Origin of the sequence: Poseidonibacter ostreae (assembly GCF_009208075.1) — a bacterium.
Classification (GTDB): Bacteria; Campylobacterota; Campylobacteria; order Campylobacterales; family Arcobacteraceae; genus Poseidonibacter; species Poseidonibacter ostreae.
The window spans coordinates 1-13,925 of sequence record NZ_WFKJ01000041.1 but is presented as its reverse complement, the minus strand read 5'-3'; the positions used below and the strand labels follow the sequence as shown (position 1 = coordinate 13,925).

13 protein-coding genes are annotated in these 13,925 nt (G+C 29.7%); 8 read left to right on the top strand and 5 right to left on the bottom strand.

The features are described from left to right. Positions 1–36 precede the first annotated feature (36 nt). Together pta and GBG18_RS11840 are read left to right on the top strand one after the other, a co-directional pair. Positions 37–1,032, top strand: a complete 996-nt coding sequence (pta, locus tag GBG18_RS11845; RefSeq protein WP_152191332.1) for a phosphate acetyltransferase — start codon at positions 37–39, stop codon at positions 1,030–1,032. 25 nt (positions 1,033–1,057) lie between these two features. Then, positions 1,058–2,260, top strand: coding sequence for an acetate/propionate family kinase (locus GBG18_RS11840; protein WP_152191330.1), 1,203 nt, complete (start codon positions 1,058–1,060; stop codon positions 2,258–2,260). Between the two features lie 44 nt (positions 2,261–2,304). Here GBG18_RS11840 and GBG18_RS11835 read toward each other — a convergent pair whose 3' ends face one another. The 4 genes from GBG18_RS11835 to aroQ form a co-directional block, all read right to left on the bottom strand. Beyond that, a complete protein-coding gene (locus GBG18_RS11835) occupies positions 2,305–3,756 on the bottom strand; it encodes a DEAD/DEAH box helicase (protein WP_152191328.1) in 1,452 nt (483 codons plus the stop codon). A 205-nt stretch (positions 3,757–3,961) separates the two neighbouring features. Next, positions 3,962–4,852: a signal peptide peptidase SppA gene (gene sppA / locus GBG18_RS11830; RefSeq protein ID WP_152191326.1), complete on the bottom strand. Its 891-nt coding sequence runs from the start codon at positions 4,850–4,852 to the stop codon at positions 3,962–3,964. Further along, a complete protein-coding gene (gene mqnF / locus GBG18_RS11825; protein ID WP_152191325.1) occupies positions 4,845–6,068 on the bottom strand; it encodes an aminofutalosine deaminase family hydrolase in 1,224 nt (407 codons plus the stop codon). The genes sppA and mqnF overlap by 8 nt, the downstream gene beginning before the upstream one ends. A 9-nt stretch (positions 6,069–6,077) precedes the next feature. Further along, on the bottom strand, positions 6,078–6,554 hold the full coding sequence (gene aroQ / locus GBG18_RS11820; RefSeq protein ID WP_152191323.1) for a type II 3-dehydroquinate dehydratase: 477 nt from the start codon (positions 6,552–6,554) through the stop codon (positions 6,078–6,080). Between the two features lie 75 nt (positions 6,555–6,629). Here aroQ and GBG18_RS11815 point away from each other — a divergent pair, with 75 nt between their 5' ends. Genes GBG18_RS11815 through mnmA (GBG18_RS11800) form a run of 4 tightly spaced genes read left to right on the top strand, consistent with a single transcriptional unit; the run spans position 6,630 to position 10,297 of the window. Then, positions 6,630–7,655: a M24 family metallopeptidase gene (locus tag GBG18_RS11815; protein WP_152191321.1), complete on the top strand. Its 1,026-nt coding sequence runs from the start codon at positions 6,630–6,632 to the stop codon at positions 7,653–7,655. Between the two features lie 20 nt (positions 7,656–7,675). Then, positions 7,676–8,167: a 2-amino-4-hydroxy-6-hydroxymethyldihydropteridine diphosphokinase gene (folK, locus tag GBG18_RS11810; protein WP_152191319.1), complete on the top strand. Its 492-nt coding sequence runs from the start codon at positions 7,676–7,678 to the stop codon at positions 8,165–8,167. Further along, positions 8,164–9,261: a tRNA 2-thiouridine(34) synthase MnmA gene (gene mnmA / locus GBG18_RS11805; RefSeq protein WP_152191317.1), complete on the top strand. Its 1,098-nt coding sequence runs from the start codon at positions 8,164–8,166 to the stop codon at positions 9,259–9,261. Before folK ends, mnmA (GBG18_RS11805) begins: the two co-directional genes overlap by 4 nt. 1 nt (position 9,262) lies before the next feature. Beyond that, positions 9,263–10,297, top strand: a complete 1,035-nt coding sequence (gene mnmA, locus GBG18_RS11800) for a tRNA 2-thiouridine(34) synthase MnmA (protein ID WP_152191315.1) — start codon at positions 9,263–9,265, stop codon at positions 10,295–10,297. A 79-nt stretch (positions 10,298–10,376) separates the two neighbouring features. On the opposite strand, the gene GBG18_RS11795 is transcribed toward mnmA (GBG18_RS11800), so the two are convergent. Further along, the gene (locus tag GBG18_RS11795; protein WP_193311134.1) at positions 10,377–11,435 is read right to left on the bottom strand and encodes an Opr family porin; all 1,059 of its coding nucleotides are present in this window, start codon (positions 11,433–11,435) and stop codon (positions 10,377–10,379) included. A 228-nt stretch (positions 11,436–11,663) separates the two neighbouring features. Here GBG18_RS11795 and GBG18_RS11790 point away from each other — a divergent pair, with 228 nt between their 5' ends. Together GBG18_RS11790 and GBG18_RS11785 are read left to right on the top strand one after the other, a co-directional pair. After that, complete coding sequence (locus tag GBG18_RS11790; RefSeq protein WP_152191312.1) at positions 11,664–12,596, top strand: ribose-phosphate pyrophosphokinase; 933 nt, start codon at positions 11,664–11,666, stop codon at positions 12,594–12,596. Positions 12,597–12,666: 70 nt separating this feature from the next. Continuing rightward, positions 12,667–13,770, top strand: coding sequence for an OmpA family protein (locus GBG18_RS11785; RefSeq protein ID WP_152191310.1), 1,104 nt, complete (start codon positions 12,667–12,669; stop codon positions 13,768–13,770). Positions 13,771–13,925 lie beyond the last annotated feature (155 nt).

Here is a 13,925-nt window from a genome sequence, read left to right as displayed (position 1 = left end):
TCTATCACAAAAGTTTAAATTAGAAAGGATAACTTAATGGGTTTAATCGAAAGTATTAAGGCAAAAGCAAAATCACAGTTAAGAACTATAGTTCTTCCAGAATCTGAAGATGAGAGAGTGTTAAAAGCTACACAACAAGTTTTAAAAGAAAAAACTGCAAATGTTGTACTAATAGGAAATGAAGAGACTATTAAAGCTGACGCTGCATCTTGTGGAGCATTCATTGACGGAGCTACAATTATAGATCCTAAAAAATTCGATAATATTGACGCTTATGTTGATGAATTAGTTGAATTAAGAAAGAAAAAAGGTCTAAGCAGAGAAGAAGCTATAGAAATCATGACTACTGAACCTAGATTCTTTGGTTGTATGATGGTAAGACTTGGAGATGCAGACGGATTAGTTGCAGGTTCAAACTCACCTACTGCTGATGTTTTAAAAGCAGCGATTCAAGTAATTAAAACAGCACCTGGTATAAATACAGTTTCATCTACATTTATTATGGAAACAGCTGATGGTCAATTTGGAGATAATGGATTAATTTTATTTGCAGACTGTGCAGTACTTCCAGAACCAAATGCAGAACAATTAGCTGATATTGCATGTGCAACTGCTGCAACTGCTGCTTCTGTAGTTGGTTTAGATCCAAGAGTTGCAATGTTATCGTTCTCAACTAAAGGAAGTGCAAAACATCCACTAGTTGATAAAGTACAATTTGCAGTTGATATTTTAGAAGATAGAAATGTTGATTTCGCTTTTGATGGTGAAATGCAAGCAGATGCTGCAATTGTTGAAGCAATTGGAGCTAAAAAAGCACCAGGTTCTGAAGTAGCTGGAAAAGCAAATGTATTAGTATTCCCTGATTTACAATCTGGAAATATTGGATATAAATTAGTTCAAAGATTCGCTGGAGCTGCAGCTCATGGACCAGTTGTTCAAGGTTTAAATAAACCAGTTAATGATCTTTCAAGAGGTTGTTCAGTTGAAGACATTTCAAACTTAGTAGCTATTACAGCAACTCAAATTAAATAATTTAAATTAAAAAAGGAAGCAATATATGTTAGTATTTATTTTAAACGCAGGTAGTTCATCTTTAAAGTATCAGTTAATGAATCCAGTTTCTCAAGAAACTTTAGCAGTAGGTCTTTGTGAAAGAATTGGTATTGATGGTGTTATTAAACATGAATTTGGTAACGATCAAAAACTTAAAGTTGAAGTTTCTATGCCAACTCATAAAGAAGCTATTGAATTAGTATTAAAAACATTAACAGATGGTGAAGGTAAAGTTATCAACTCTATTGATGATATTGATGCAATTGGACATAGAGCTGTTCATGGTGGTGAAGATTTTGCTGGTTCTGTTATGGTTACAGATGCAGTAATTGCAAAAATGAAAGAATTAATTCCTTTAGCACCATTACATAATCCTGCAAATATTATGGGTATGGAAATCTGTCAAGATTTAATGCCAGGTAAACCAAATGTTGCTGTATTTGATACTGCTTTCCACCAAACTATGCCTGATTATGCATATATGTATCCACTTCCTTATGAGCAATATACTAAAAATGGTGTAAGAAAATATGGTTTCCATGGAACATCTCACTATTTCGTATCTGAAGCAGCTAGAGATATGTTAGATAAGAAACATAATACTAGAGTAATAGTTTGTCACTTAGGAAATGGTTCTTCTGTTTCTGCTATATTTAATGGTAAATGTATTGATACATCAATGGGTCTTACTCCTGTTCAAGGTTTAATGATGGGTACTAGATCTGGAGATATTGGAGCAGGTGCAATTCAATATATGATGGATACAGAAGGTTTATCTATTAAAGAAATGTTAAATGTACTTAACAAAGAATCTGGAATTGTTGGTATTTCTGGAAAATCATCTGACTTAAGAGAAGTTCTTGAAGGTATGGAAGATGGTGATGATAGATGTAGATTAGCAGTTGATATGATTGCTTACATTATCAAAAAATATGTTGGTTCATACGCAGCTGCACTTGATGGTGTTGATGCATTATGTTTCACAGGTGGTATTGGTGAAAATGCTGCATTAATCAGAGAAAAAGTTTGTTCTGGTTTAGATTACATGGGATTAAATATTGATCCTACTAAAAATAATAAAAGATCTGGTGAAGCTAGAGATATTTCTACAAATGGTTCAAATGGTAGAATTTTTGTTATTCCTACAAATGAAGAGTATGTTATTGCAAATGATACATATAAAATTGTTTCAGGACTTGAAAAGTAATTTCTTTTCAAGCTTAAAAGATAAAGGCCTTTTGCCTTTATCTTTTATCTAGCCTTTGAAGCAGAGGTAACTCTTCTATTTCTCGTATTTCGAGATTTTTTAGCTTCATTATCTTTTTGTTTTTTTACTTCATTTTCCCATTTAGAAATCAAAGAATTACTTTCATCTTTTTTACTAGCTCTTTTTTTATCTGGAAATTTAATATTTGCTTTGTTTTTACTTTTGTCTTTGTTATTTGATTCTGAACGATTATTATCTCTACTTCTTGACCTAGAGTTTGAATCATTATTTGGTTTATTCTTAGCTCTATTATTAGATCTTTCATTTGTCTTTTTTTGAATATTTGGCTTTGCTAATTTTGCTAAAGTAAATCCTTCAACAGTAACAACATCAATTGATTTTTTAATAAGTTTTTCAATATCTGTTAAAAAGAAGTATTCATCACTACAAACTAAAGACATAGCAACACCTTCATTTCCAGCTCTACCAGTTCTACCAATTCTGTGAACATAATCTTCTGGAACATTTGGTAATTCAAAATTTATAACATGAGGTAAAAGTGCTATATCAATACCACGAGCTGCTATATCAGTTGCTACTAAAACTCTAATATCTTTGGATTTAAAATTACTTAAAGCTTTCGTTCTTGCACCTTGAGATTTATTTCCATGAATTGCTGCAGCTGAAATATTTTGTTTGTTTAAAAACTCTGCTAGCTTATTAGCTCCATGTTTTGTTCTAGTAAAAACTAAAACTTGATTCCAATTTCCCTCATTTATTAAATGAGCTAATAAATGTTTTTTAGTATCTTTATTTACATAATGAACAACTTGACTTACTTGATTAGAAGATGCATTTCTTCTTTCAACTTCAACAATTTTTGCATTATTTAATAAACCTTCAGACAGTTTTTTTATTTCATCAGAAAAAGTAGCTGAAAAAAGAAGTGTTTGTCTATGCTTTGGAATTATTGCTATAATTTTTTTCATATCATGAATAAAACCCATATCCAACATTCTATCTGCTTCATCAAGAACAAAAAACTCAACTCTTGAAAGGTCAATACATTTTTGACCAACTAAATCTAATAATCTTCCAGGAGTTGCAATTACAATATCAACACCTTTTCTCAAAATTGCTTTTTGAGGATTTATTCCAACTCCACCAAAAATAACTGCTGATTTAAGAGGCAAATATCTACTATAAGCTTCTATGTTTTCAGCTACTTGAGATGCTAATTCTCTTGTTGGTGTTAAAACTAATGCTTTAACATAATGTTTTTCTTTTGATGTATTTTTCTTTTTACTTAAAGTATTTAATAAAGGAAGTGTAAAAGCAGCAGTTTTTCCTGTACCTGTTTGTGCTGCAGCTAAAATATCATGTTTTTGTAAAACGATTGGTATTGCTTGTTCTTGAATTGGAGTTGCTTGTGTATAGCCTTGTTCTTCAATTGCTTTTAGGATATTTGGATTTAATCCTAGTTCTGTAAATGTCATTAATTACCTTTGATTTGTTATCTAACAAGAAACAGTATCTAGTCTAGTTTATCAATTAAATATTAGAAATATCAAAAATTTAGGGAAACAAAGAATAGTGAAGATTAATTACTAGATTTTTTTGAAGTATAACACAATTAGGGGAATTTAACAAATAATTAAAGAATATAGGAAAAGAAGTAGAAATAAATTCTACTTCTTTTATTTAGTAAGCTTTTAAACCAGAGCTAAAACTCATAGAAACTTTTGATATAACTTGACTCATAAATTTATCAAGAAATTTATCAAACTTATCTTGTTTTTGCCAAATTGCACTATGTACTTTTGAAAGTTTAACAATTGATTCTTCAGCACTTGAAATAGTAGCTACCTCATCAACAAGACCAACTTTTTGTGCTTGTGAAGCTGTGAATATTTTTGCATCTGCAAATTGAGTATGATTTTTTACATCAAGTTTTCTAGCATTTGCAACATCTGTTATAAACATATTATAAGTATCATCAATTACACTTTGTAATTGCTCTTTCTCATAATCAAACCACTTTCTTGTTGGTGTTCCTGATTCTTTGTATTTACCAGCTTTTACAGTTTGAGTTGAAATTCCAATCTTTTGCATTAACTCTTCAGTGTTAACACCTTGCATAATTACACCAATTGAACCAACCATTGAACCTGGATTTGCAATAATTTTATCTGCCCAAATTGAAGCATAATAAGATCCACTTGCGATTACTCCACTTGCATATACTACAACTGGTTTTATAGCCTTTAACTCTTTAATCGCATAAGCTAATTCAACAGAAGGAGCAACTGCACCACCTGGAGAATTTACTTCTAATAACACACCTTTAATATTAGTGTTCTGTTTTGCTTTTTCTATTTCATTTAATGTTTTACTTACATCTAAAATTGGACCAAAAAGCTCGATTTTTTGTAAGTTTGCAACTTCAAATGTCCCATTATCATTCATTTTATCATTTGGACTATATACAATAAAATACATAATAGTTAAAAAAACTATTGTTTTAAAGTATTTAGTTATGAAATCTAAAATTGCAATAACAGGAGAAAACAATATTTTAATAAAATTAAACAACAACTCCTCCTATAATAGTTTTATTTACAGATTTAGTATGTAAAATAATTTGCATTGCTAAATCTTCTTCATCTTCTACATTATCAGGTAAATTAAAAGATATGATATCTGCATCTTTTTGTTTTTCTAGTACACCTTTATTTAAACCTAAAGCCCTACTTCCATTAAGAGTTGCTGCTTTTAATAGTTTTTTTGAAAGCTCAATAATATTCTCATCTGTATGAATCATAAGTGCTGTTCTTAACTCATCAAACATTGATAAAGAGTTATTAGAACTTAAACCATCTGTTCCAATTGAGAAATCAATTTCTTCTAGTTTTGATAAATCTAACTTACTATTATTTAAAACTCTATTTGATGTAGGACAGTGATTTATAACGGCACCTAAAGATTTAATCTTTTCAAAATCATTATTACTAGCTTCTACACAATGAGTAAAAGAAAGTTTCTTAACATTTGAAAAATGTGTTAAAAACTCCATTGGTTTTGTAACTGCTTTACTTTGATTTAAAAAGTTTTTAAAGAATTCTACAAATAAACCTTCATCTTTATGTAACCATTCAAACTCTTCAGGTGATTCTAGAAAGTGAGCTGATACAGCTAAATCTTGAGCTTTAGCTAATGCTAAACTTTCTCTTACTAAAAAAGGATGAACTGAATATGGTGAATGAATAGCAACAGCTGGTATAAAATTAGCACTTGAATATTGCTTAGCACCCTCTAATCTACTTTTAAAATCAGCAAATAAAGTATCAGCCATATCTGCTTTACTCCCTATTACTTCACAAAAGAATACTGTATTTAAAGGAGATTTCACACATGGTTCTAAATCAAAAGAGTAAGATGATATTGCACCTATTGTTGTAGTTCCTGTTTTTCTCATTCTATCAAGTTTTGTAGAAATCAGTTTTTGTGTAGCTTTTTCAATTAAAGTATCTCTATTTTTAATTACAGAGTTTAACCATGCTAAAAAATTACCATATTTTAATGTAGTAGAGTTTGCGCAAAATTCTAAATGTACATGTGAGTTAATAAGTCCAGGCATTAAAACTGAATTTTCATCTGCCTCTTGTATTTCTTCATTTGGATATTTATTTTTAATATTTTCTATTGTATCTATATCAACTATTTTTTCATTAAAAACAATAGCACCATTTTTAATGATGCTAAAATTTTCATCGCAGGTAATAACCCACTTTGCGCTAAGAATATTCATAAGTTGATATTATTCAGTTATTTCTTGCTCTTGTGCTTCAGAAACAGCTTTAATTTCAGAAATGATTTGCATTAATGCAATTAATCCCATATGATAACCAAAAGGTCCAAATCCAGAAATTACACCAGTTGTTGCAGATGCTGTTACTGATTTTTGTCTAAACTCTTCTCTTTTATAGATATTTGAGATATGTACTTCAACTGTCGGAAGTTCAACTGCACTTAATGCATCTTTAATAGCTATAGATGTATGAGAATATGCTGCTGGATTAATTAAGATTCCATCAACTGTTCCTAAACATTCTTGAACTCTATCAACAATTTCACCCTCTAAGTTTGATTGAAAAAACTCTAATTCAACCCCATTTTGTGCTGCTGCATTTTTTAACTGCTCGTGAATTTGTTCTAGGTTCATTGGACCATAAATGTGTTGTTCTCTAATACCTAACATATTTAAGTTTGGTCCTTGAATTACGGCTATTTTCATATTATATTCCTTTTATAAAATTTAGGTAAGATTATATTTAAATTAAAGTTAAACCCTACCAAAGAGAGAGACATTATGAAGAATTTTATTTTACTAGATGAGAATGCAGTATATTTTGAAGCAAAATTTTCTTGTGATAATGTGATTTTTTTATCATTAAATAATGATAATTATTTTATCACAGATGCAAGATATACAACTGAAGCCACTGAACTTGTTAAAAATTGTGAGGTTATAGAATCTTCAAATTTAATACAAACAGCAAAAGAGATTTTAATAAAGAACAAAATTAAAAAAATAGTATTTGATCCAAATGACTTTAAATACTCTACATATATAAATATAACACAAGATTTAAAAACAAAATTCGTAGCAATTCCAAGTTTTTCTAAACAAAAAAGAATTATCAAAAGTGATGAAGAAATAAAACTATTAAAAAAAGCTGCAAAACTAGGAAGAGCTGGATTTAAAGATTTAGCAAAATTTATAAGAAAAAATGGTTATAAACAAACTGAGCAGTTTTTATTTTTCAAAGGTATTGAAAAAATGAGTCAAAGTGGAAAACTTGACTTAAGCTTTGATCCAATTATTGCAATAAATGAAAATGCAGCAAAACCACATGCCTTACCTACTTCAAAAAAACTAAAAAAAGATGATTTGATATTAGTTGATGCAGGTGTAAAGTATAAAAGGTATTGTTCAGATAGAACTTGTGTGACAAGCGCAAACTTTGAAAAATTATCTTTTAAAAGAGATCAAAAGTTTAAAAATAAAAAACATCAAAAAATTTATGATTTAGTTTATAAAGCTCAACTAAATGCAATAGAAAATGCAAAAGTCGGAATGAAAGCTTCTCAAATTGATGCACTTACACGTAATGTTATTGAAAAAGCAGGATATGGAAAATATTTTATTCATAGTACTGGGCATGGAGTAGGACTTGATATTCATGAGTTTCCAAATATTAACTCTAGATCAGATGTAATTATTGAAGATAATATGGTTTTTACAATTGAACCTGGAATTTATTTACCAAAAGAGTTTGGTGTTAGAATTGAAGATACTGTTGTTATGAAAAATGGAAAAGCTGTAATACTATAAAATAAAATAAGAGAAAGAATTTGAAAAAAAAAATTAATCAGGATTTAACACTTTTTTATACTTCTAATTTTCCTAAAACTTATAATATATCTTCAAGAAAAAAATATCATGTAACTATTGGTATTGGAGGAAATATTGGAAATATGAAAAAAACATTTGATAAATTAATCTTATGTTTAAAACAAGATGCACGATTTACCATACTAAGAACTTCACCATTACTTCTTAATCCTCCCTTTGGATTCTTAGAACAAAATGATTTTTTAAATGGTATAATCACGTTTAAAAGTAATCTTTGCCCTAATGCTGTATTAAAAGCTATGCAAAGATATGAAAACAAATTCGGAAGAAAGCGATCCTTTCAAGATGCGCCTAGAACCTTGGATATAGATATAATATTTTTTGATAATAAAAAAATTAATACAAAAAAACTTATTATTCCTCACAAAAATTGGGCCAATAGAGAATCCGTGATTATTCCTTTAGAAAAAATGAAAAGGATATATAAATGAAGAAAAAAGTAGTTGTTGGAATGTCTGGTGGTGTTGACTCCTCTGTTACAGCATTACTGTTAAAACAACAAGGCTACGAAGTAGTAGGCCTATTCATGCGTAATTGGGACTATGGAGTTAAAGGTAGTCAATGTCCTAATCGTATAGAGTTTGAGGATGCAAAAAAAGTAGGAAAAATAATAGGAATTGAAGTAATTGGTAAAGACTTTGTAGAAGAATACAGAGGAAAAGTATTTGATGTATTTTTAGAAGGTCTAAAAAAAGGTCTTACTCCAAATCCAGATATTCTATGTAATAGAGAAATCAAATTTAATGTATTTTTAAATGAAGCTAAAAAAATGGGTGCAGATTATATTGCAATGGGACATTATGCAAAAATAGCTAAAATTAATGATCATTATGTACTTGATACTCCAAAAGATAGTTCTAAAGATCAAAGTTACTTTTTACATGCCTTATCAAGTGAACAACTCTCACAAGCTATGTTTCCACTTGGTGATTTAACTAAAAAAGAAGTAAGAGAAATAGCAAGAGAGAATAATCTTCCAGTTAGTGATAAAAAAGATAGTACTGGTATTTGCTTTATTGGGAATCAAAGATTTGATGATTTTATTACTCAACATCTAAAAGCAGTTCCTGGTGATATTATAGATGAGCATGGAAAAGTAATAGGAAAACATAAAGGTCTTATTTGTTACACACTAGGTCAAAGAAAAGGTATTGGTCTTGGAGGTATTAAAGAAACTGAATCAGAAGGTCATATTCATAAGCCATGGTATGCTGCACAAAAAAATATTGAGAACAATACATTAACAGTTGTACAAGATACTGTTCATCCATTATTAATGAATGAAAATGTTGAGGCTAGTCACATGCATTGGGTATTAGAAAATCCACCTAAAATTGGTGATAAACTCCTAGCTCAAGTACGTTACAGACAGCAAAAACAAGCTTGTACTGTAGTAGAAACTAAAGATGATAAAGTTTTAGTTAAATTTGATAAGCCTCAAAGAGCAGTAACATTAGGACAAAGCCTTGTTTTATATGATGGTATTTATTGTCTTGGTGGTGGTTTTATAAGTGATTACAACTAAAATGAAAAAAAAAGTAATGATAGGCATGAGCGGAGGAATTGATTCTTCGGTTACTGCTTACATGCTACAAAAAGAAGGTTACGAAATTGAAGGTGTTTATTTAAAACTTCATAATAGAAGTGATGGATATCACGAAAGAAATTTAGGCTATGTAGAAGATGTAGCAAACTTTTTAGGTATTAAATATCACATATTAGATTTAGCTGATAAATTTACTCGTGAGATTTATGACTATTTTGTTGACTCTTACTTAGAAGGTACTACTCCAAACCCATGTGTAAAATGTAATAAACAAATTAAATTTGGTGCGATGTTAAAATTTGCACAAGAAAAGGGTTGTGAATTTCTTGCAACTGGACATTATGTAAAAACTGATGGTGAATTTTTCTATGAAGCTGATGATAAAACTAAAGACCAAAGTTACTTCTTATCACAAGTTGACAAAAAAGCACTTCCTTTTATGATGTTTCCCCTAAGTACTTATAAAAAAGAAGATATTGTAAAACTTGGAGAAACACTTGCTTCTGTATATAAAGAGATTACACAAAAAAATGAATCACAAGAGATTTGTTTTGTTGAAACTGTTTATACAGATGTAATTAAAAAACATGCAAATATTGATTTACCAGGTGATGTTTTAGATGAAGATGGAAATATTGTAGGAGAGCATAAAGGTTATATGCACTATACAATTGGTAAAAGAAGAGGATTTACAGTTAAAGGTGCTCAAGAACCACACTTTGTAAAAGAATTAAATCCAAAAACAAATACTATTGTGGTAGGGAAAAAAGAAGTCTTAGAAGTAAATGAAGTTATTGCAAGTGGACTTAATATGTATATTGATGAAAAAGAATTTACAGCAACAGTTAAATTAAGATATAGGTCTGTATCTCTACCTTGTGATGTTACAATTAGAGATAATAAAGCATATATTAAATTAAAAGAACCATCATTTGGAGTAGCAGCTGGACAATTAGCAGTTTTTTATGATGACCAAAAAGTAATTGGTAGTGCTTGGATAGAGAGTACTAAGTAATTTTTTGATTTATAATTTAGACATAAAAAAAGGAGAAAGTTGAGGCTTTCTCCTTTTTTTTGGTAAATATATTTTCTTATTAGAAAGAGTAAGAAACTAAAACTGATCCATAAGTTGAATCAGACATTGTTTCAGCATTAATATCAACGTATAATAGTGATGCACTTAATGAATCTGTAAAAGAATAATCTGCTGTTAAATTTAACTCTTTATCTTTTAAAGAAGCTGCTTTAGTTTGAGCATAATCTGCACCTAAATCAATTCCAGCAACTGAGTAAGCTACTGTTCCATAAACCATTTTTGCATCAGCTAAATAAATTGCAGAACCATCATCCATTGGCTCATAATTATCACCAACTGCTGACATAGAACCAATTCCACCATCTTTATCTGTTTTAATATATCCAGCTGCTAAAGAAACTCCTGATAATGCTGTACTAGCTTCTAATGCTAACATTGAACCATCATTAGTTGTTGATACATCTTCACTTGAAGCTGCATAATGAGCTAATGCACCAAACATATCAGATGAATAAGTTACTTTTGCTCCATACCAATTAGCTAAATCAGGTACTGAGTAGTAATAAGGATTTATTTCAACTCCAGAAATTCCACCATATTTAACATCAGCAACATAAGCACCTTTGCTTCCATTAATTTTACTAAACGCAGTGATTTCATCTTCTGCTGCAACTGCTTGTTTATCTGAATAACCTAAAACAATAGTTGTATTAGGAATTACAGTAATTCCTGCAACTACAGCTTCATGATAATCACCCATCCATTCTAAATCAATAGCTTGTCTACCAGCTGTTAAAGCAAATCCATCCATAGCATATGTTAAATTAGCTTCATTCATAATAGACTTATCACTAAAAACAGATGTTGCAGAACCTTCAACTTCATGTCCTGCAAAGAATCCAACATTTGCACTTAAACCCATATATGATGCAGTACTATAATTTAATCCTATAGTTCCTGTTGTAAGAGTGTCTGATTTCTCAGTTACTTTTGAATATCCCATTAATGAACCAGATACCTTACCTTCTTTAAATGCATTATCAATTGAATCTGCTGCAAATGTAATTGTTGTAGATAATAATAATCCACTTACAATTGTACTTAATTTTTTTGTCATATTTATTTTCCTTTTTTTATAATTTATCTTATGAATATAGCGCGCAATTTTTATATTCATACTAGAAGAACATAGAAATTATACTAATTATTTAATATTTATTAGTCAAATAATTGGTATAAATTATATACAATCTGATAAAAACTATTAATTAATAATTCAATAACAATCCATTAAGTACTTTTTAGATAAAATCGCAAATATACTCATTCAATTAAGGAAATTTTCATGTCGACATATAAAATATTTAGTGGTTCTGCAAACCCTGAATTTGCTGCGAAAGTAGGTAAGTATTTAGGTGTTCGTGTATCTAATGCTACTTGTAAAAAATTTAGTGATGGAGAGATGTCTGTTCAAATCACAGAAAGTGTAAGAGGTCAAGACGTTTACATTATTCAGCCTACTTGTGCGCCAACAAATGACAATTTAATGGAACTATTAATTATGGTAGATGCATTAAAAAGATCAAGTGCAAAATCAATCTCTGCTGTTATTCCATATTATGGATACGCAAGACAAGATAGAAAAGCAGCTCCTAGAGTTCCAATTACTGCAAAATTAGTAGCTGATTTACTTGAAGCTGCTGGAATTACAAGAGTAGTTACAATTGATTTACATGCTGCTCAAATTCAAGGTTTCTTTAATATTCCAGCTGATAACTTATTTGGATCAATTTTATTCGCTAAATATATAAAAGACAAAAATTTACCTAACCCAATTATTGCAAGTCCAGATATCGGTGGAGTAGCACGTGCAAGATCTTATGCAGATAAGTTAGGATATGGCTTAATTATTGTTGACAAAAAAAGAGAAAAAGCTAATGAATCTGAAGTTATGAATATCATTGGTGATGTTGAAGGAAAAGATGTAATCTTAGTAGATGACATGGTAGATACTGCAGGAACTTTAGTAAAAGCAGCTGAAGTATTAAAGAAAAAAGGTGCTAATTCTGTAATGGCATGTTGTACTCATGGTGTTCTTTCAGGACCTGCTTATGAGAGAATTGCAAATGGTGTTTTAGATGAATTAGTTGTTTCAGACACAATTCCTACACGAAAAGATGCTAAAAAAGTTACAGTATTAACTGCATCAGTAATTATTGGTGAAACAATTAGAAGAATTCAGAATAACGAGTCTGTAAATTCAATATTTATTGCTTAATTAGCAATTAATATGCAAATAACTATTATTTAGCTATAACACGAAAAATTATTAAAATAAAGGAAATAATATGAAAAAAATTTTATTATCATCAGTTGTATGTGCATCAATGATGTTCGCTGCAAGTGAATACAAATACGAAATTACACCAATGGTTGGCGGAGCTTACACAGAAGGTAACTTAGGTTTAGAAAGAGATTATATCAATGGTGGTTTAGCATTAGGATTTAATCAAACTGAATCTATGATTGATCAAGTTGAATTAGCTGTATTTAGAACAGTTGAAGATGTTGATATGGTAGATGCTGCTGGAAATTCAATTAATAGAGATACTGGAATTACTAGAGTTTTTGTTAACTTTGTAAAAGATTATCCTTTAACTTCAAATGCTTCATTATATGCATTAGCTGGTGCTGGTGTTGAATTCTTTGACGATGCTGCAAATAACAACAATAATGAAAATGGTCTTGTAGGAAACTATGGTGTAGGTGCTAAGTATAAATTAGCTGAGCAATTTGCATTAAAATTTGATGTTAGACATTTAATTGAAGCAGATTCAGGTGATAACACTTTATTATATAACTTAGGTTTCTCTGTTCCATTTGGAAAAATTGCTAAAGCTGCTCCTGTAGTTGCTGCACCAGTTGTTATGGCTCCTAAAGATTCAGATAATGACGGTGTTATTGATGCTAAAGATAACTGTCCAAACTCTGTTGCAGGTGCTATTGTAAATGCAATGGGTTGTGAAATGGATGATGACAAAGATGGTGTTGTAAATAGATTAGACCAATGTCCTAGTACAATTGCTGGTGCTAAAGTTGATAATGTTGGTTGTATGACATTAGTTGATTTAAACATTAACTTTGATACTAACTCTGCAGTAATTAAAGACACTTATAATTCAAGAATTGTTAACTTTGCTAACATGATGAAAAACAATACTAAATTAAAAGCTACAATTGAAGCACATACAGATTCAATTGGTTCTGCAAAATATAATCAAAAATTATCTAACAAAAGAGCTGCTTCAACTGTTGAAGTTTTAAAATCTTTAAATGTTGATGCTTCTAGATTAACTGCAATTGGTTATGGTGAAACTAAACCAGCTGCAAGCAATATGAACAAAGAAGGAAGAGCTGAGAACAGAAGAGTTCAAGCAGTTATTACTAAATAATTTCACTTCTTAAAAAATAAGATTAGGGATTCTCCTAATCTTATTTTATTTCTACACTAATATTAAATTTTTCTACATAAAAAATTCTTTTTAATTAAACTCTGACTTTTTTTAGCTATAATGTATAAAATTATTTTAATACAAGGAAGTTAAAT

Coding starts and splice junctions, on each gene's coding strand:
- pta (WP_152191332.1), top strand. CDS start 37: ATGGGTTTAATCGAAAGTATTAAGGCAAAAGCAAAATCACAGTTAAGA.
- GBG18_RS11840 (WP_152191330.1), top strand. CDS start 1,058: ATGTTAGTATTTATTTTAAACGCAGGTAGTTCATCTTTAAAGTATCAG.
- GBG18_RS11835 (WP_152191328.1), bottom strand. CDS start 3,756: ATGACATTTACAGAACTAGGATTAAATCCAAATATCCTAAAAGCAATT.
- mqnF (WP_152191325.1), bottom strand. CDS start 6,068: ATGAATATTCTTAGCGCAAAGTGGGTTATTACCTGCGATGAAAATTTT.
- aroQ (WP_152191323.1), bottom strand. CDS start 6,554: ATGAAAATAGCCGTAATTCAAGGACCAAACTTAAATATGTTAGGTATT.
- GBG18_RS11815 (WP_152191321.1), top strand. CDS start 6,630: ATGAAGAATTTTATTTTACTAGATGAGAATGCAGTATATTTTGAAGCA.
- mnmA (WP_152191317.1), top strand. CDS start 8,164: ATGAAGAAAAAAGTAGTTGTTGGAATGTCTGGTGGTGTTGACTCCTCT.
- mnmA (WP_152191315.1), top strand. CDS start 9,263: ATGAAAAAAAAAGTAATGATAGGCATGAGCGGAGGAATTGATTCTTCG.
- GBG18_RS11795 (WP_193311134.1), bottom strand. CDS start 11,435: ATGACAAAAAAATTAAGTACAATTGTAAGTGGATTATTATTATCTACA.
- GBG18_RS11790 (WP_152191312.1), top strand. CDS start 11,664: ATGTCGACATATAAAATATTTAGTGGTTCTGCAAACCCTGAATTTGCT.
- GBG18_RS11785 (WP_152191310.1), top strand. CDS start 12,667: ATGAAAAAAATTTTATTATCATCAGTTGTATGTGCATCAATGATGTTC.